This is a genomic window from Prevotella sp. tc2-28, assembly GCF_900107705.1.
Taxonomy (GTDB): Bacteria; Bacteroidota; Bacteroidia; order Bacteroidales; family Bacteroidaceae; genus Prevotella.
This window is the reverse complement of the sequence record NZ_FNRE01000004.1, coordinates 85,884-103,210: the sequence shown is the minus strand read 5'-3', so window position 1 is coordinate 103,210 and position 17,327 is coordinate 85,884. Positions and strand designations below refer to the sequence as shown.

The following is a 17,327-nucleotide window of genomic DNA, read 5'->3' as shown; positions in this document are numbered from 1 at the left end:
ATTAATTTTGCACCTTAAATTATAATAAGGTATGGCTAAGAAGAAAACAACTAAGTCCTCCGTGAAGTCTACTTCGTTCGCAGAAGCAGTCGGTATGGGTAATCCTTTCAGCAACGAGCGCATCCTTTTCGTCATTGGTTTCTTCCTGCTTTTCTTTGCAGGTTATATGGCGTGGGCTTTCGTATCGTTCCTTTTTACAGGATCTGCTGACCAGAGCATGATAGAAGCGCCAAAGCCCGGTGAACTGCTGAACCAAGAGCAGGAATTCCAAAATGCGTGTGGCTCCATCGGAGCATATCTCTCCTGGTTCTTCATCAAACGCTGTTTCGGTCTGTCGGCATTCATCATTCCCATCTTCACGCTGATGATTTCGGTCACGTTGATGCGCGCCTATAAGGTCAAGCTTCTGAAATGGTTCATGTGTCTGACCATCGTGATGATATGGACCTCCGTTGCAATAGCCAAATTCCTTTCACCATTGTTCGAGGATGCCTGCTACAATCCTGGTGGTGACCATGGTCTGGCCGTCTGTCAGCAAATAGAAGGTCTGATAGGCACCCCAGGCCTGATAGCTGTTCTTGCCTTGACGGCAGTAGCCTTCTTAACCTACCTGAGTATGGAGACTGTTATCTTTATCCGTAAGGTTTTCAATCCGTTACGTTATCTCAAGAAGATACCTATGACCATTCATGTGGGAGGCAGTGAGCCTGAAACTAATCAGGCTATGATTAACACACTGGAAGACCCAGAGGTCTTTGACGACCCACAAGCAGAGGAGATATCCTTCTCGATGGATGATGAAGTAGAGCCCGTCATTGTTGACACACCGGTGGACAATGAACCGATAATTCCTATTTCACCCAAAGACCCCGCTGATCCTACTAACGATGTAGAGATGACGGTGGACACGGGAGAGGAAGAAGAGGCAGCCAAAGGTAAAGAGCTGGCAGGCAACTATGGTGACATCAGCACTCCCTACGATCCCAAACGTGACCTGGAAAACTATCACTATCCGACGCTCGACCTGCTGAAGAAATACGAAGACGACGGCAAGCCTTATATCGATATGGCTGAGCAGACAGCTAACAAGAACCGTATCGTCGACGTATTGCGCAACTTCGGTGTGGAGATTTCAAGTATCAAGGCTACCGTCGGTCCTACCATCACCCTTTACGAGATAACTCCCGCACCAGGTGTCCGCATCTCGAAGATTCGTAACCTGGAAGACGATATTGCCCTGAGCCTTTCAGCACTTGGCATTCGTATCATCGCACCTATTCCCGGAAAGGGCACCATCGGTATTGAAGTTCCTAATGCCAAACCCAGCACGGTATCTATGGAGAGTATCCTGAACTCAAAGAAGTTCCAGGAATCCACGATGGAGCTGCCTTGTGCCGTCGGTAAGACGATTACCAACGAGGTCTTTATGTTTGACTTGGCAAAAGCTCCGCATCTGCTGGTTGCCGGTGCTACAGGACAAGGTAAGTCAGTAGGACTGAACGCCATCATCACCTCCTTATTATATAAGAAACACCCTGCCGAACTGAAAATCGTGCTCGTTGACCCGAAGAAGGTGGAGTTCAGTGTTTACTCCAGCATTGAGAAGCATTTCCTGGCAAAGGTACCCGATGATGGTGAAGAGCCTATCATCACCGATGTCACAAAGGTTATCCGCACGCTGAACTCCCTTTGTAAGGAGATGGATACCCGCTACGACCTGCTGAAGGTGGCACAGGCACGTAACATCAAGGAATACAACAAGAAATTCATTGACCGCCAGTTGAATCCGGAGCACGGTCACCGCTATATGCCCTATATCGTCGTAGTTATCGATGAATTCGGTGATTTGATAATGACAGCCGGCAAGGAAGTGGAATTGCCTATTGCACGTATTGCGCAGTTGGCACGTGCCGTCGGTATCCACATGATCATCGCCACCCAGCGTCCTACGACAAACATCATCACTGGTACCATCAAGGCTAACTTCCCAAGTCGTATTGCATTCCGTGTAGGTGCGATGATTGACTCACGCACCATCTTGGACCGTCCGGGAGCTCAGCAGCTGATTGGACGTGGTGATATGCTTTACCTCAACGGAGGTGAACCTGTACGTGTACAGTGTGCCTTCGTTGACACACCCGAAGTAGAGCGCATCAACCAATTCATTGCCCAGCAACAAGGTTATATCTCAGCATTCGAATTGCCCGAGCCTGATACCGACGAGGGTGAAGGTGGCGAGAGTCGCGATGTGGACATGCAGCATCTTGACCCGATGTTCGAGGATGCAGCCCGTCTGATTGTTCGCGAACAGAGTGGTTCTACATCACTTATTCAGCGTAAGTTTGCTATTGGCTACAACCGTGCCGGTCGTCTGATGGACCAGCTGGAAAAGGCAGGCATCGTAGGTGCTGCTCACGGTTCCAAGCCTCGTGAAGTATTAATCATGGACGAGATGAGTCTCGAAAATCTATTAGCACAATGGAGAAGTTAAGAATAATCATCATGATGCTGCTCTTTTCTGTAGTAGCACAAGGACAGACAGCCAAGCAGGTATTAGACAAGACTGCGGCTGTCGTTTCCGACAAAAACGGCGTACAGGCTAACTTTAGTATAAAAGGTGCGCAGATGCAGACCAGTGGTACCTTTGCCGTCAAAGGCCGTAAGTTTCATGCCACCACCCCACAAGCCACCATGTGGTTTGACGGAAAGACGATGTGGACCTATATGAAGAAAAACGACGAGGTGAACGTATCGAACCCTACCGAGTCGCAGTTGGCTGCCATCAATCCCTATAACTTCATCTACCTGTACAAAAACGGATACACGTATAAGATGGAGAAGGGACGTAACAACTACATCGTACATCTGACGGCTACAGACAAGAAGAAAAACATTCAGGAAATGTACATTACCGTACTCCAGAAAGGCTATATTCCCACACAGATTCGCATGAAGCAGTCCAAGGGATGGACGACGATAGACATTAGCCAGTTCAAGGCAACGGCGCAGTCTGACAACCTGTTCCGCTTCAACTCAAAAGACTATCCTCAGGCTGAAGTCATAGACCTTAGATAAACGATGAACAAAATACAACTATTCTTTCTGCTCCGTAAAAACACCAAACTGAGCGAGAAACGCCACCCGATGTTCGAGGCCAACCAGTATGGCAAGTTCTTCGGCTATCTCTTCGTGGGCATCATGGCCATCGAGTTCATTGCCCTCGGTACCTTCTTCGGTTGGCTTGCTGCCAAAGAAGACACCGCGGAGATGATTTTCTATGTGATGCCTTTTCTGCTCATCATGGACTTCGGTGGACGCTTTGCTACCCAGCAGACCCCGCTGATGCTGGTGAAACCGTATCTTTTGACTCCTATCAGTAAGTATTCTGCCATTGAGTGCTTCCTCATTTCACAAATCTTCGACGGAGGCAACTTTATATGGATGACCGTCTTCCTACCCTACGTCTTTGTGGTTTGGTGTGGTGGCATTACGGGTTGGGCTGCATTGGGAATGCTTTTCATGCTCCACCTGATGATTGTCGTCAATAGCCAGTGGTACCTGTTAGTACGCACGTTGACCAATCATCACTTCTTGTGGTGGACACTGCCTATCGTTTTCTATGGTTTGCTGATAGGTCCGTTCTTCTTCCTGCCTGATGACATCATCGACCAATATACCGGTTTCATCGCTGATTTCGTGGAACATCACGGCTCGCTATGGTTGCTCTTTGCCTTGTTTGCCGGTTTGTTCTGCATTCTTTTCTGCATCAACCGTCGTCTGCAGATGACACTGGTCTACGACGAAGTGTCGAAGAAGGAGAACACCAAGATGAAGCACGTCTCGGAGTTCAATGATCTGAACCGCTTCGGACAGATAGGAGAATACCTAAAACTGGAGATTAAGAGTACGATGCGTAACAAAGCTATTCGTGCCCGTTTCATCTCAGGACTCTGCTTCATCACCTTCTTCTCGGTTGCCATTGCTTTCCTGGATATCTACCAAAGCAATTTTGCACGTAACTTCCTTTGTCTCTATGCCTTCATCTACTTTGGAGCCACCAACCTGACGAAAGTGATGTGTCCGGAAGGTAATTATATTGATCTGCTGATGGTTCACAAGGAGAACATTCTGACACTACTCCGTGCCAAGTACTATTACTATAGCGCCATCCTACTATTACCGCTGCTCATCCAGTTGGTACCCGTTTTCATGGGTCAGTTCTCCATCCTGATGATACTGGCTTACCTCTTGACGGCTACTGGTCCCGTCTACTGCATGTTGTTCCAGTTGGCAGTCATCAACAAAGACTCCCTTCCACTCAATGAGAAGATTACCGGCAAGAACCAGATGGAGAACAAATGGCAAGGCATCTTATCGATGACTGCTATGTTCCTGCCTGTTGTTGTCGTTATGGTTATCGAGTCTTTCTTCGATAGTACGACAGCTTTCTGGATAATGATCATAGTAGGTTTAGCATTCACCGTCACCGAACCCCTATGGATGCGAAATATCTATCAGCGGATGATGCGACGCCGTTATCAGAACCTGGAAGGATTCCACGCAACCCGTTAGCAACTTTTTTTATTCGTCATTCAATCATGTATTTCACAGGAGTCATCATTGCCGTTTGCACTTTTCTAACTATAGGCATCTGGCATCCCATCGTTATCAAGACCGAATATCACTGGGGAACCCGTCCTTGGTGGGTATATCTCATTATCGGTGTAGCTTGTATCGGGGCCGCCTTCTTCATTGAGAATGCCATTCTTTCATCTGTCGTCGGCGTCTTCGGAGCCTCAGCACTCTGGGGAATCGGAGAGTTATTTGCCCAGAAAAAGCGTGTACAGAAAGGATGGTTTCCCATGAATCCCAAAAGACGCAGCGAATATCCGCCTATTGACAAGAACGAGACGCTATGCCCCGTCCATCACGGCAAGAGCATTTACGCTATAGAAGATGAAGACCATTCTGATTCAAGTCGGTAAGACAACCAACAAGCATTTCATTGCAGGCATCAACGACTACGTAGAGCGCATCAACCATTACATGCCATTCGAAGTCATCACGATTCCTGAGTTGAAGAATACGAAAAACCTAACGGAGGAACAGCAGAAACAAGCCGAAGGCGAACTGATTCTGAAACAGTTGCAGTCTTCCGATACCGTTGTCCTGCTTGACGAGCACGGCAGTGAATATCGTAGCATAGAGTTTGCCCGCTGGTTAGAGCAGAAACGTAACACCGCCCGTCGACTTCTGTTCGTTATCGGAGGGCCTTATGGCTTTTCAAAAGACGTCTATGCACGGGCCAACGAACAAGTATCACTTTCCAAGATGACTTTTTCCCACCAGATGATACGCCTCACCTTTACCGAGCAGATTTACCGAGCCTGCACCATTATCAAAGGCGAGCCCTATCATCATGAATAAGTAATTTTACTCTCGGAGTATTTATATTTCTATTCGGAGAATTTATATTTTCTTACAGAGAAGCTCATCTTTTTATTCCTCGTAATACGACCACAACAACAGTGGCTTCTCTTCATCGTTCACCAACTCCCATATATAATCCATGCCTCTTGTAGTGACGGTAACACACCCCTGACAACTTGCACGATGAAGGGGAATATATCGCATCCAGACATGACCATCCAAAAAAGTAGATCCGTGAATCATAAGTACTCTCGAATAGGCCGTCTTATTGTCACCATCCATCCCCTTTAATCGAAAACTTCGCCTAAGAGTGACACCATGCTCTTTGGTAACAAGAAAACGCCCCAAAGCAGAACACTCACTTCCAGGCTCATTGCTGAACACAGGGCGCTTATCGGTACTACCCTTTCCTGGTCCATGCATCACGTAGGTACTCGCCACTATCTTTTTTTCCTGAAAGTCCCAGACAAACAAACGAGGTGTTCCTGATGGCATGCTATAGTTCACGAACAATGCATAGTGCTCGTTCATATTGTGTTGCTTTGCAAAAGCCTGTGCCACGTCTGCTCGCTGCTCTACTATTTCAAATGCCCTATCATCTGGCCATTCAGGCAGTCCATAGTATTTCCATCCCCAGTACAAACCAAACATAAGGGCTGATACAATGAGTATTAGAATTAAGGCAAGAGTCCATTTTGTTTTATGCTTCATAATAGACCTATCTTTTTAGTTTCTTTCGTTCTATTATATGAATGTTTAGTGATGCTTCAAATACCATTCAATCACAGCGCACGCATAAAGGTATGCGAGGTCGCATTTGATATGCTTATCTGCCTTTGCTAGTTCCTCTACTTGCAATTTTGCATCTTTCAAAGGCAGGTCTGGATTCTTTGTAACAATAGACTTCACTTTATCATATAGCTTCATCTTGTCTGCAACAAACATCCATGTATCTTCATCGTAAATGCCAACACGCACTAGCATCGCTTCAATGTCAAACTCATCGTATTCTCTTTGAGATTCAAAGTCTTGTAGACTCATGTTATCGGCATAACCCAGTGCAGTAATATGGTATTTACTAAAGATTCCATCCTTATAGAAGTCGCTGTCACGTAGCTCTTCCAGTCGTTCCAATCTAATCTGAGAAATCTCCCAAACAAAGATTCCCATATAAGCCCTAAACAGCCATTCTGTATCGTATGACTCTTTGATAGTTCCTGCTAATTTAAAATTTTTGATTTTCTCATTAAATATCAAACGTGCCTCATCAACAGCTTCATTCATTGGCCTGCCAAGACGAAATATCTTAGTGGTGAAGGCTTCTGATAACTCACTATTCAAAGAGTTCTCTTCTAATGTGTTATCACTATAAAATGCAGTGATAGCATGCAGACAAGGGTCATAGCTTTGTTCTCTCCATTCTGAGTCGTACTTTTCACCAAAACGGCTGGCAAACTCAGAAACAGATTCATTACCATTCTGTCCTAATGCCCAGTTCCACATTTCCAAGTTATAGATGTCCTCCTCTGAGAGTGAGACACCATCTATTGTACGTCTGTAAACTTCCATAATCCTACTTGTTTATTGATTCCATAATTGAATCCACATTATTAGAGGTGACTCTAACCGTATCGTTTGTTTCCTCATCTAAAAAGAGTACAGGAGGCATGCCGTGAGCAATCATCCATTCCACGATATTATGGAACACAACACCAGCCATTCCACCGCCACTTGCTGGAAGTCCCAACTTGTTCATGCTAACAATAATGCTGTATTTGGGCGCGTCAGCAGGGAAATAGCCACAGAAAGCAACCTGATAATTAGCTAATGGCGTGCCAACTTCATTGTAATAATCATATTCTTCTACTTGTGACGTACCAGTCTTTCCTGCAACACGAACAATCGGAGTTCCTGCTTTTCTTCCTAATCCTTGACTAACCACATGCTCCAATACCATTTGCATGCTATCTATGTTTGCTTTGCTGGCAATTTGAGGATTAATAATCTCTATTTCTCCTGTTTTTAGCGTAGGCTTCACCATCTTACCATTATTTGCAATAGCATTGTAGAAGGTCAGCATTTGAATGGGTGCAATTTTCCGTTCATAGCCTATTGCACTCCACCAGAGTTTCCATTTAGCCCAATCTCCATCTTTTGGAGAGCTATAGCTCGTACGATTCAAACCATCTATTCCTTCTATATTGTATGGCTGACCAAAACTCATTTTATCCAAGAGGTCAAAAAATGCCTGATTATTATTGCCAAAAGTTTTGTTTACAGCTAAGCTAATTCCAACATTTGAACTAACTTCCAATGCTCTATCTAGTGTAATGCTACCATATCCTCCACGTTGCCAGTTGTGATCCTTCATTTCGTAGCCATCTTCTACAGGCCAAACACCACAACCTGTATGAACAACATCGCTCAACCTTGCCTTACCGGTCTCCAGTACAGCTAAAAGGGAAACTGTATGCATCAGCGCTCCAAGTTCCTGCTGATAGGCAAAGTTCTTACAGGATTGGAATTTGCCTTCATAATTACGCTCTAGTCCTACCATTGCCAGTATCTCACCTGTCTGAACTTCCATTACAATAGCTTGACCTTGTAACATATCAAGCATTTCCATTTCTGCAAGCAAAATAGTATCTACAGCGGTTTGCAGTTCTGGTACGATAGTGGGTTCCCCCATCTTCTTACCAGTCTTTATTTTTTCAGGCTGATGAGACGAATTGATTATATATAGCCCTGCACCTATCATAATCGCAACGACTACAATCACTGCGATAACCAACAAGGTTAACTTGCTTTTCTTTTCTGGAGTACCCAGTACCTGTAGTTCATCGTTATTCATAGCTTACCCTCCTTTCCTGTTTCTGATTCAATGAGAGCTTTCAACTGTTTCAGTGCCTCTTTGGAAGCCTGTAGTTCAAAAGCAATGTTCACCTCTGAATTAGACATGTATAACTGCTGTTTGTTTGGATTAATCTTAAAGATGTATGCCCTGTTTACTATCAACTGCTTCCCCAGACGAATGAAGGTCATAGCTTCCTTACCCAACTGTTCCTCCATCAGTTGCTGACATTGAGCAAGGTTCATGGTAAACACCTGTTCCGTTTTGTCATGCAGCACCATTGTGGAGTAGTTGCCATCTGACTTCACATAAACGACTCGTTCAGGTTTTACCCTGACGAGTTCGTTTGCATTCGATATGATTAGTACCTTGTTGCTCACTGCTTAATGTTTTATGGTGCAAATGTAGAAAATAATAATGAATTGAGAAACGTGAATCTTGTGCCCTTGTACGAAATATAGATATTAATGTACGAAATCAGAATTAATGTTTTCCAACTTCTTATTTACTCACATCACTTAACAAGTAACCTACAATAAAGATTATGATTACTATGAACAATTGCAATCCATCACTCATAAATGCTTTGTCATTATGTAATTTCTATAGCCCTAAAAAAGCCCAACCACTCACGATGTTTTTTGTACGAAATGGGTGGTTGGGTATAGGAAATAATAGCGTTTCAACGAAAAATGAGGTTTTTTACTCTCGAAAGTATATTGTTCCTAGGTCTATTCCTACACCAACTTCTTCAAACCATATATTATAAATCTTTGGATGGTCTTTGTATGGTGCGATTTTTATTGTTGCATTTGCTGACCGTTTTCTTGCATTTTTTATAGATGGTTTTAGAGCAGGGAAGTGAACAAATCCACTGTTCTTAAGAATATCCCTAATGGTTGGTCGATCGTCATCAACATAGTATTCTACCGTACCATTATATTCATACCATATATTATTTTTGAGATGAGCCTTTTTAGTTTTTTTGTCTGGAGTAACATAATTATTTGCTTGAAATTTGAAAGTATAATCAGAGGGATGAGAATCACTATAATATATGCAAAATCCAGAATAATTTCCATAAATTTTAAAATATGGCAAATTCCCGTATGTATCAGGCATTCCAAAAAGGAATCCTCCGACAGCACCATCTTCCCATTCTCCCCAATATCCATCATAATATGCACAGACCCTTATCTGGGCTGATATGCTTAATGATGCTAAAAATAAAAGTAGTGTTAATATCTTCTTTCCCATTGTTTTCTATAATTTAAGAATTGCTAGAAAAATATTCTTCCATAGACATAATCACCGATGTAATAATCGAAAACATCTTTGATTTCTTTTTGTAAGAAATCTGTTGTGGATGCTTTCGTTGACTGTTGAGACCATCCTGTTGAACTTCTCTTAATTCCAACAACATAAACATTATTACCAACAACCTTCACTCTCAACAAGACAGTGTTCCACTGATTATCTTTAACGTAGTAGCCACGTGTTGATAGCACTTGGGGTTCTTCTTGTTGGGTACTTCTTGGTGCACTATTATAGTATGAATTACCATAACTGTTACCATAACTGTTACCGTAGCTATTTCCGTAACCATTTCCATAATTATATGATGGTTGTGAATTACTTCCCCCACCAGTAGAAGGCTGTAGTGGTCTGTAATAGGTAAACGGAGCCTGTGCATCAGCCGAAATAGCGATAAGCATTACTGCTAAAAGTGATAATAATTTTTTCATAATCGTACGTTTTTAGTTAGACATTCATTTTTATAAAAGCCAACCAATCCCATGAAGTCAGCGGATTATTGTTAAAGAAGCGTGGGACTATTGCCATTATCGTCATAAGGTTCTGGACTACCTGCTACAAACAATGAACAATAGCCCACACCTTAGAATATATCATGCCAGTAAAGGTACAATAATCCTAACGATGTGAGCATATTGCCATTACCCTTGTAGCTAAGAATTGTCCAGATTCTATGACAGGATAAAAGTCAATCGCTCTTTTTTACTAAGTTTGAGCCATTAAAACGCACCCCTTCACGAAAGAGTACTTGAAACTCATCTGCAAATATAGCGATTAGTTCTGATAAAAGCAAGAAATCAAGCAGATATTTTTGCAAATTTGTATAAAATATCTAGCTGACTGTATGAAATGTACTGCCTTATAGAGCAAACTCTGTTTTAATCCGTTGAACAGTGCTTATCCCTTTACAGGTTAGCTTTGCTGTGTTACGAACTGAATAGCCTCTCTTTAGATAAGATACTAAAGTTTCGCAAGTGATGGCGCACCTGCAAATGCACCTGTAAATGCACCTGTAAATGCACCTGTAAAACTGAATAAAACGCAATCAGCTATAATAAAAGTTTTGCTGAAGGATAATAGAGCAACCTATGAGGATTTGGCTCGAACCATTGGAGTGGATAGAACTACTATTAGACGCAATATTGCTGTTTTAAAGGAAATAGGCGCTATTAGACGTGTGGGTGAGGATAAAAATGGATATTGGGAAGTGCTATTAGACATTAAAATTGTTGATTAGTGGGCTTTATTTGGTGGTGCAAATGTGGTGCATTGTGTAAATAGAAAAATCCGCAAGAAACTGAAATTCAGAATCTTGCGGATTTTAATTTAACCATCTACGCCACAAGGAGACCTACCTGATAGACGACGGCACTCACCACCCAAGCCAGAAGCGTCGTGTAGCAGGCTGCAAAGATGGCCCATCGCCACGATCCGCTCTCATTCTTGATGGCTGCAATCGTGGCTATACAGGGGAAGTAGATGAGCACGAAAAGCAGAAAGGCATAAGCCGTCAAAGGTGAGAAGTTATACCCGGCGTCACCATACAGCACGCCAATGGTAGAGGCGACAATCTCTTTAGCACCCACGCCAGCCAACAAACTGACATCCAGGCGCCAGTCGAAACCTTGTGCCAGGAAAAGCGGTTCAATAGCCTTACCCATCAAACCGATAAAGCTCTCTTCCAACGACGGGGCAACACCCATTGTACCAAAATAGCCCAAGGCCCATACGATGATGCTAGCCACCAGGATGACACCTCCCATCTTCTTCAGGTATTGCTTGCCTTTTTCCCAGGTATGGCGGAAAATAGCCTTTGCCGTGGGGAAGCGGTAAGGGGGCAACTCCATCACAAACGGAGTGTCCTCACCCTTGATAACCCACGTACTGAGCACGCGGGCTATGATGACTGAAAGCACAATGCCTATGACATAGAGTGACATCATCACCAGACTCTGATAGCGTACGGAAAAGAAAGCACCTGTTATCATGATATAGATCGGTAGACGAGCTGAACAGGACATCATAGGCAGCACCAGCATCGTAATTAGTCGCGAACGACGACTCTCTATCGTACGTGTTGCCATCACTGCAGGCACGTTGCATCCGAAACCCATAATCAACGGAATAAACGACTTCCCATGAAGTCCCATCCCATGCATCAACTTATCCATGATGAAAGCTGCACGCGACATATAGCCAGAGTCCTCCATAAACGATATGAAGGTATAGAGAATCAATATCTGTGGCAGGAACACAATGACAGCTCCCACACCCCCGATGATACCGTCAACCAGCATAGCCTTAAGTGGTCCTTCCGACATATTCTGACTAACGAAATCGCCCAGCCACTCAACGCCTGCTTCTATCCAGTCCATCGGATACTGACCTAAGGTGAAGGTTGCCTCAAACATCAGGTAGAGCAGGAAGAAGAAGATGGGGAAACCTAACCATCGGTTAGTGATCAGTGCATCCAACTTATGCGTCACCTTATAAGTGTTTTCCTTCGTGCCCATCTCGTAACCAGCTTCCTGTAAGGCACCTCTGATGAAGCCGTATTTTGCATCCATGATGGCGGTTTCCGAGTCCGTTCCCGTCTCCTCTTTCACACGGTGAATCGCTACGTCACGCACCTCGATAATCTGTTCTGCCTCGGGCAACTCACGGATAACACGTTCTGCCTCACTGTCTTTCTCCAACAGTTTCAGCGCCAGCCATCTTGTACTATAGCGCAGACGAAGTAAGTCATTACCCTTCAAGAACTTCTGAATATTCGCAATACCATTTTCTATCTCGTGTCCATGATTGATATGGATATGTCGGTAGTAGTTATCATGGCCTTCCTGACTCTCGAAGATATGAATAACCTCACGCATCAGTTCGGGCAGTCCCCTACCCGTCCTGAACGATGTCGGAACCATCGGAATACCCATCAGTCCACTCAACGTGTCGATGTTCAACTGGTCACCGCGTCGCTCTGTCTCATCAAACATATTCAACGCACAGACCACCCTCAGGTGCATATCCATCAGCTGCGTTGTCAGATACAGGTTACGCTCGATATTGGATGCGTCAAGGACGTTGATGATGACATCCGGCGTATCCTCCACCAGTTGCTTACGGACATATAGTTCCTCAGGCGAATAGGCTGACAGCGAATACGTTCCAGGCAAGTCGACCAGTTTCATCCGGTATCCTTCAAACTCGGCGAAGCCTTCCTTGGCATCCACGGTGACACCGCTGTAGTTACCTACCCGTTCGTGAGCCCCCGAGGCGAAATTAAAAAGTGAGGTCTTACCGCAGTTGGGATTACCCACCAGTGCGACATTGATGTTGCGACGTGCCGAATGACTGGCATAATGTGCCGTTACCGCCACATTCTGAGGTTCACTGACGGTTTCTGCATCCAGTTCGTCTGTGCTCACCTCTATCATCTCCGCTTCTTGTCTGCGCAGACTGACCTCATACCCCATCACCTTGTATTTTACGGGGTCTTGCAAGGGAGCATTGAGCATTACCTCCACTTGTTGGCCTTTGATAAAGCCCATCTCCACGATGCGCTTGCGAAAGCCTCCGTGACCTTTTACCTTGACAATATAGGCTTTCTCGCCTGTTCTCAGTTCTGATAGAATCATATTTTATAATATTTGCTCGCAAAATTAGCAAATAATTTCTACTTATTCAACGATATCCCACAAAAATACCTACAAATGATGATGGTATTACTTGTTGAGATAGTGGTTCACCTTTTCCCAGTCTACTTGTACAACTTCCATCGGCTTGTCCATATCCGTTGCCGTCACCTTCTTACGCTTTACATCGAATTTTACGACGATTCTGTCCTCTACACCCACACTTACAGGACTGAGGCGAATGAAATCATAATAGATGCGTTTTCTAACATTTACATTATTGTTGCCTACCAGACACACCTCATCGGGTGTCAGCGACCATACCAGCGTATCGTTACGGTGTCTGGCAACATCAGTACCTCGCACGGTAACCATCGCTCCGTCCAGTTCTTTTTTGACGGTATAGTGAACATACAGCATACTGCCGAATCCTATGACGACCCCCCCAAAAATGAAAACGGCAAATTGTACCAGAATACCGATAAAGAATCCCTTCCATCGTTTACGTCGGTAGCCATAAGAAGGTATCGCGAAGGAAACCAGGAAGACGATGACTATTGCCGTCACCATGAACAAATCACTATAGATAAGTAAGTCATTTTGCATCTTGCTAATCGTTTAATTGTTGGGAGATTGATGACTTAACGTACTGAATAGCAAACATCGTGAGGTCGTCGCTTTGGTCGGCACCGCCAACAAACTGTTCCACAGCCTGTTTCATGGTGTTAACCAGTTCTTCCGGACGGCTCGAAGCCCCGTTGGCGACGTCCAGCATACGCTTCATTCCAAATTGGTTGTGTCGGACATCCTCAGCCTCATTCAGTCCGTCGGTATAGAGGAACAGCGTTGCGCCCTCCTTGAGGTCGAGCTGCTGACAGGTAAATGTCCAGTCATCACACACGCCGACGGGCACATTCGGGTCGCACGACAGGATGGTCACTCCCTGGTCGTCGAGCAATAGCGGCATGTCGTGTCCTGCATTCGAATAACTGAGATGTCCTGTTTTCAGGTCCAGCACACCGGCAAAGACGGTAACAAACATATTTGTCTCGTTGTTCGTACACAACGCTTCGTTCAGTCCTGTCACAATGATTTCCGGTTTGGTGGTGTGGGCTGCAATATTACGGAACAGCGAACAAGTCACCGCCATTACCAATGAGGCGGGAATACCCTTTCCTGACACGTCACCGATGCAGAAAAACAGTTTCTCGTCGTGAATGAAGAAGTCGTACAAGTCGCCACCAACGGCCTTTGCCGGTGTAACCTGTCCGTAGACATCTACATCCGTCCTGTCTGGGAATGCCGGATATTTCTTAGGCAGCATACTCATCTGTATACCGTGTGCTATCTCCAGTTCGTTTTCTATCGAGGCTTTTGCCGCTGTAGTGGTTTTCAAGTCTTCCACATATCTTGCCAGTGAGTGCTGCATGTTTTCAAACGAGTCTCGCAACTGGTGTATCTCATCTTGGTGCTTGATGGTAGGCAGTGCCGTATCGAATTGTCCCTGAGCCACTTTATCAGCAGTTTCAGCCAAGTTCATCAACGGTTTTGTCGTACGCCTAATACCCAATCGGCAAACGAAGTTGGTAACCATCAGGATGATGACGATGATAAACAACAACACGACACCCATTGTCAACCCAAGCAGGTCGAGTGCTATACGAGGCACCACCACAGCCAAGTTCCAATTGGTGCCTTCCACTGGAGAATAGAAAAGGAAACTATGTGTGGCATTAATCTTCAAGTCTTCGTATATCTCATTCGAGCTGTGCTTGCCCTCCTTCATATTCTTGATGCTCTGCTCGGCAAGTTTCTTCTCGTCGCAGTCCTTCAGATGGCGATAGAAGTTACCTTTCATAATACGCCACGACTCAGGGTGAGTCAGGAATATTCCGTCGCGTGAGAGGATATAACTCTCTGAGGCTTTCCTTGAGAGACTGGCATCATGATCTCCTTCCCACACCCACAGCTCTTCTTGGAAGACACTGTCCTGTTTGTCCAGAATAGTCGCCATGAAGTCCAGTGAGATGTCAGCTCCCAAAATGGCTGCCAGTCTTCCTTGTTTGTCGTGTAAGGGGTGCAGATAGGCAATCAATGGTGTCTTGCTGTCGTGTCCGTCTACAAAAGGGTCTCCCCAGTAGGCAGAATCTTCCTTGATAGCCTTTGTGAACCATTCGCTATGCAGATAGTCGAAGTTGAGGTCGGTCAGTTGGTGGGTCTTGACCTGCATACTGTCCGTACGCCATGCATAGGGACAGTATCCAGGTCCTTTCTGTGGATAGTAGTTCTTCACGAAACTGATGCCGCAACTGCGTATGAAGTCATTCTCTCTCACGATGCGTTCTACGGTGGCTTGCATCTCATCGGGGTCGCTTAGGTTTTGCTCAATGTAGAAGATATTGTTTTTCACTGCCACACTGGTTTCCGACAGGACACCCTTGATTTGCTCTTCGGTGGCGTGCATGCTGCCTTCTACGGTGTTGGCACCGATTTCCACAACGAGAACCTTGGTAATCGAATACATAAAGAATGCCAATGCACACATCATGATAAACAGAACCAACAGCACCCATCGTGACAGTCTTGAGGCAAACGAACGACTCTTTATCTTCATAGAGAAAGTATTACAGGGGTTTTACAAAGCGCATCTCACGGAGTATGCGGGTTTGTCGTTTTAGCATATAGGCACTCGGACTGGCAGAGTTGAAACGTCGTGGGTTAGGCAACGAGACAGCTATCAGGGCGCACTGAGCCTTGGTCAACTTGTCGGCAGTGGTGTTGAAATGATACTCTGCTACCGCGTCGGCACCATAGATGCCATTGCCCATCTCAATAGAGTTCAGATAGACTTCCATGATACGTTCCTTCGACCACATCAACTCTATTAGGGTGGTAAAATAGACTTCAAAGCCTTTGCGAACCCATGAGCGACCAGGCCACAGAAACACGTTCTTGGCGGTCTGTTGCGAGATGGTAGAAGCCCCATGGCGACGTTTCTCTGGATGTTTCAGGTTACGCATAGCAGCCTTCTCGATGGCTTCGTAGTCGAATCCGTGATGTTCGAGGAACCTAGCGTCTTCCGAAGCCATTACTGCTGTGGATAGCGAGGGAGATATCTTGTCCAGCGATACCCAGTGGTGGTGTAGCGTCAAGTGTTCTCCAGCCTTCGCTTGTTGTCCTAACCGGATGAACATCAGCGGTGTAAAATAGACGGGCAGCCAGCGCAGGGCTACAACAGAAAGGATAGTGGAGGCAAAGAAAGCCACCACTATCCATTTAATTGTCTGCTTGATTTTCTGAATCAGCTTCTTCATTACTGCAGCTTACCAGCCTCAGCCTTCTGAATCATCTCCTGTGAAGCATACATGTACACCTCCACGCGACGGTTCTGCTTACGGCCTGCTTCTGTTGAGTTGTCGGCAACGGGGTTGGTAGAACCCTGACCTTCTACGCTCTTAATCTGAGTAGCGCTGACGCCACATGACTTCAGGTAGCTGTTCACGCTATTAGCACGGCTAACAGACAAGGGCTGGTTGACAGCATCAGAGCCTGTAGAGTCAGTGTGTCCGATGATGGCAATATCGCAATCCTTGTTGTTGTTCAGCACCTTGGCAAACTGAACCAGTGAGTTCTTGGCACTCTGTGAAAGATCAGCCTTGCCGGTAGCGAAGAGGATACCAGAATCGAAGGTAACCTTGACAGCCTGCAGGCCGTTGGCGTCCTTCACGGTTTCTACCTGTGCGTTCTGCACCTTCTGGGCCTCAGCCTTAGCCTTGTCCATCTTCTTACCGATGATGGCACCAGCGCCAGCACCTACGGCACCGCCAACTGCAGCACCTACTGCTGTGTTACCGGCAATAGCACCAATGATACCACCCAGCAGTGCACCACCGCCGGCACCGATACCTGCACCCTTCTGGGTATTGTTACAAGCAACGATCAAGCCCATACAGAGCAGCAAAGAAATAATTTTTGTCTTCATACTTTTTTCGTTTTTAAGTGAAACATATCATTTCTGACTGCAAAGATATAAAATAATTGATAATTGACAACTGATAATTGATAAATATTTTGTAATTTTGTGCCCAAATTGAAATTTATTA

At 45.1% G+C, this 17,327-nt stretch carries 17 protein-coding genes and 1 pseudogene; 6 read left to right on the top strand and 12 right to left on the bottom strand.

What is annotated here, in order from left to right; all coding sequences use genetic code 11:
* Window positions 1-31 precede the first annotated feature (31 nt).
* Genes BLU47_RS04870 through rlmH form a run of 5 tightly spaced genes read left to right on the top strand, consistent with a single transcriptional unit; the run spans window position 32 to window position 5,427 of the window.
* A complete protein-coding gene (locus BLU47_RS04870) occupies window positions 32-2,491 on the top strand; it encodes an FtsK/SpoIIIE family DNA translocase (RefSeq protein WP_091959233.1) in 2,460 nt (819 codons plus the stop codon).
* Window positions 2,479-3,075: an outer membrane lipoprotein periplasmic chaperone LolA1 gene (locus BLU47_RS04865; RefSeq protein ID WP_091959230.1), complete on the top strand. Its 597-nt coding sequence runs from the start codon at window positions 2,479-2,481 to the stop codon at window positions 3,073-3,075. The genes BLU47_RS04870 and BLU47_RS04865 overlap by 13 nt, the downstream gene beginning before the upstream one ends.
* Window positions 3,076-3,078: 3 nt before the next feature.
* Entirely contained in the window at window positions 3,079-4,572 is a 1,494-nt protein-coding gene (locus BLU47_RS04860; RefSeq protein WP_091959227.1) for a DUF5687 family protein, read from the top strand.
* Window positions 4,573-4,598: 26 nt separating this feature from the next.
* Window positions 4,599-4,985, top strand: a complete 387-nt coding sequence (locus tag BLU47_RS04855) for a DUF4491 family protein (protein WP_176780457.1) — start codon at window positions 4,599-4,601, stop codon at window positions 4,983-4,985.
* A complete protein-coding gene (gene rlmH / locus BLU47_RS04850; RefSeq protein ID WP_091959224.1) occupies window positions 4,957-5,427 on the top strand; it encodes a 23S rRNA (pseudouridine(1915)-N(3))-methyltransferase RlmH in 471 nt (156 codons plus the stop codon). The genes BLU47_RS04855 and rlmH overlap by 29 nt, the downstream gene beginning before the upstream one ends.
* A gap of 72 nt (window positions 5,428-5,499) precedes the next feature.
* Here the strand turns inward: rlmH and BLU47_RS04845 are convergent, their stop codons facing one another.
* The 7 genes and pseudogenes from BLU47_RS04845 to BLU47_RS15115 all read right to left on the bottom strand — a co-directional run.
* Window positions 5,500-6,081 carry a murein L,D-transpeptidase catalytic domain-containing protein gene (locus BLU47_RS04845; RefSeq protein ID WP_176780456.1) on the bottom strand — a complete coding sequence of 194 codons (582 nt, stop codon included), beginning with the start codon at window positions 6,079-6,081 and terminating at the stop codon, window positions 5,500-5,502.
* 105 nt (window positions 6,082-6,186) lie between these two features.
* Window positions 6,187-6,999: a hypothetical protein gene (locus BLU47_RS04840; RefSeq protein WP_091959218.1), complete on the bottom strand. Its 813-nt coding sequence runs from the start codon at window positions 6,997-6,999 to the stop codon at window positions 6,187-6,189.
* A 4-nt stretch (window positions 7,000-7,003) separates the two neighbouring features.
* Window positions 7,004-8,281 (bottom strand): penicillin-binding transpeptidase domain-containing protein, encoded by a 1,278-nt coding sequence (locus BLU47_RS04835; RefSeq protein WP_091959215.1) that lies wholly within the window; start codon window positions 8,279-8,281, stop codon window positions 7,004-7,006.
* A complete protein-coding gene (locus BLU47_RS04830) occupies window positions 8,278-8,661 on the bottom strand; it encodes a LytTR family DNA-binding domain-containing protein (RefSeq protein ID WP_091959213.1) in 384 nt (127 codons plus the stop codon). Before BLU47_RS04830 ends, BLU47_RS04835 begins: the two co-directional genes overlap by 4 nt.
* Window positions 8,662-8,983: 322 nt before the next feature.
* Complete coding sequence (locus BLU47_RS14515) at window positions 8,984-9,538, bottom strand: DUF4230 domain-containing protein (protein WP_143025468.1); 555 nt, start codon at window positions 9,536-9,538, stop codon at window positions 8,984-8,986.
* Between the two features lie 23 nt (window positions 9,539-9,561).
* Entirely contained in the window at window positions 9,562-10,026 is a 465-nt protein-coding gene (locus BLU47_RS14510) for a hypothetical protein (RefSeq protein WP_143025467.1), read from the bottom strand.
* A 428-nt stretch (window positions 10,027-10,454) separates the two neighbouring features.
* Window positions 10,455-10,547 (bottom strand): annotated as a pseudogene (locus BLU47_RS15115) (DNA resolvase); the annotation flags it as partial.
* 78 nt (window positions 10,548-10,625) lie between these two features.
* Between BLU47_RS15115 and BLU47_RS04810 the strand changes: the two are divergent.
* Window positions 10,626-10,832 (top strand): winged helix-turn-helix transcriptional regulator, encoded by a 207-nt coding sequence (locus BLU47_RS04810; RefSeq protein ID WP_091959201.1) that lies wholly within the window; start codon window positions 10,626-10,628, stop codon window positions 10,830-10,832.
* Window positions 10,833-10,929: 97 nt separating this feature from the next.
* On the opposite strand, the gene feoB is transcribed toward BLU47_RS04810, so the two are convergent.
* The 5 genes from feoB to BLU47_RS04785 form a co-directional block, all read right to left on the bottom strand.
* On the bottom strand, window positions 10,930-13,227 hold the full coding sequence (gene feoB, locus BLU47_RS04805) for a ferrous iron transport protein B (RefSeq protein WP_091959198.1): 2,298 nt from the start codon (window positions 13,225-13,227) through the stop codon (window positions 10,930-10,932).
* An 87-nt stretch (window positions 13,228-13,314) separates the two neighbouring features.
* Complete coding sequence (locus BLU47_RS04800) at window positions 13,315-13,830, bottom strand: hypothetical protein (protein WP_091959195.1); 516 nt, start codon at window positions 13,828-13,830, stop codon at window positions 13,315-13,317.
* Between the two features lie 4 nt (window positions 13,831-13,834).
* Complete coding sequence (locus tag BLU47_RS04795; RefSeq protein ID WP_091959192.1) at window positions 13,835-15,838, bottom strand: SpoIIE family protein phosphatase; 2,004 nt, start codon at window positions 15,836-15,838, stop codon at window positions 13,835-13,837.
* Between the two features lie 10 nt (window positions 15,839-15,848).
* Window positions 15,849-16,538 carry a monofunctional biosynthetic peptidoglycan transglycosylase gene (mtgA, locus tag BLU47_RS04790; protein ID WP_091959189.1) on the bottom strand — a complete coding sequence of 230 codons (690 nt, stop codon included), beginning with the start codon at window positions 16,536-16,538 and terminating at the stop codon, window positions 15,849-15,851.
* Window positions 16,538-17,206, bottom strand: coding sequence for a YiaD family glycine zipper/OmpA-like lipoprotein (locus BLU47_RS04785; RefSeq protein WP_091959186.1), 669 nt, complete (start codon window positions 17,204-17,206; stop codon window positions 16,538-16,540). The genes mtgA and BLU47_RS04785 overlap by 1 nt, the downstream gene beginning before the upstream one ends.
* Window positions 17,207-17,327: the final 121 nt, after the last annotated feature.

Excerpts from the sequence above, each read along its gene's own strand:
- BLU47_RS04870 (WP_091959233.1), top strand. The coding sequence starts at position 32 with ATGGCTAAGAAGAAAACAACTAAGTCCTCCGTGAAGTCTACTTCGTTC.
- BLU47_RS04865 (WP_091959230.1), top strand. The coding sequence starts at position 2,479 with ATGGAGAAGTTAAGAATAATCATCATGATGCTGCTCTTTTCTGTAGTA.
- BLU47_RS04860 (WP_091959227.1), top strand. The coding sequence starts at position 3,079 with ATGAACAAAATACAACTATTCTTTCTGCTCCGTAAAAACACCAAACTG.
- BLU47_RS04855 (WP_176780457.1), top strand. The coding sequence starts at position 4,599 with ATGTATTTCACAGGAGTCATCATTGCCGTTTGCACTTTTCTAACTATA.
- rlmH (WP_091959224.1), top strand. The coding sequence starts at position 4,957 with ATGAAGACCATTCTGATTCAAGTCGGTAAGACAACCAACAAGCATTTC.
- BLU47_RS04845 (WP_176780456.1), bottom strand. The coding sequence starts at position 6,081 with ATGTTTGGTTTGTACTGGGGATGGAAATACTATGGACTGCCTGAATGG.
- BLU47_RS04840 (WP_091959218.1), bottom strand. The coding sequence starts at position 6,999 with ATGGAAGTTTACAGACGTACAATAGATGGTGTCTCACTCTCAGAGGAG.
- BLU47_RS04835 (WP_091959215.1), bottom strand. The coding sequence starts at position 8,281 with ATGAATAACGATGAACTACAGGTACTGGGTACTCCAGAAAAGAAAAGC.
- BLU47_RS14515 (WP_143025468.1), bottom strand. The coding sequence starts at position 9,538 with ATGGGAAAGAAGATATTAACACTACTTTTATTTTTAGCATCATTAAGC.
- BLU47_RS14510 (WP_143025467.1), bottom strand. The coding sequence starts at position 10,026 with ATGAAAAAATTATTATCACTTTTAGCAGTAATGCTTATCGCTATTTCG.
- feoB (WP_091959198.1), bottom strand. The coding sequence starts at position 13,227 with ATGATTCTATCAGAACTGAGAACAGGCGAGAAAGCCTATATTGTCAAG.
- BLU47_RS04800 (WP_091959195.1), bottom strand. The coding sequence starts at position 13,830 with ATGCAAAATGACTTACTTATCTATAGTGATTTGTTCATGGTGACGGCA.
- BLU47_RS04795 (WP_091959192.1), bottom strand. The coding sequence starts at position 15,838 with ATGAAGATAAAGAGTCGTTCGTTTGCCTCAAGACTGTCACGATGGGTG.
- mtgA (WP_091959189.1), bottom strand. The coding sequence starts at position 16,538 with ATGAAGAAGCTGATTCAGAAAATCAAGCAGACAATTAAATGGATAGTG.
- BLU47_RS04785 (WP_091959186.1), bottom strand. The coding sequence starts at position 17,206 with ATGAAGACAAAAATTATTTCTTTGCTGCTCTGTATGGGCTTGATCGTT.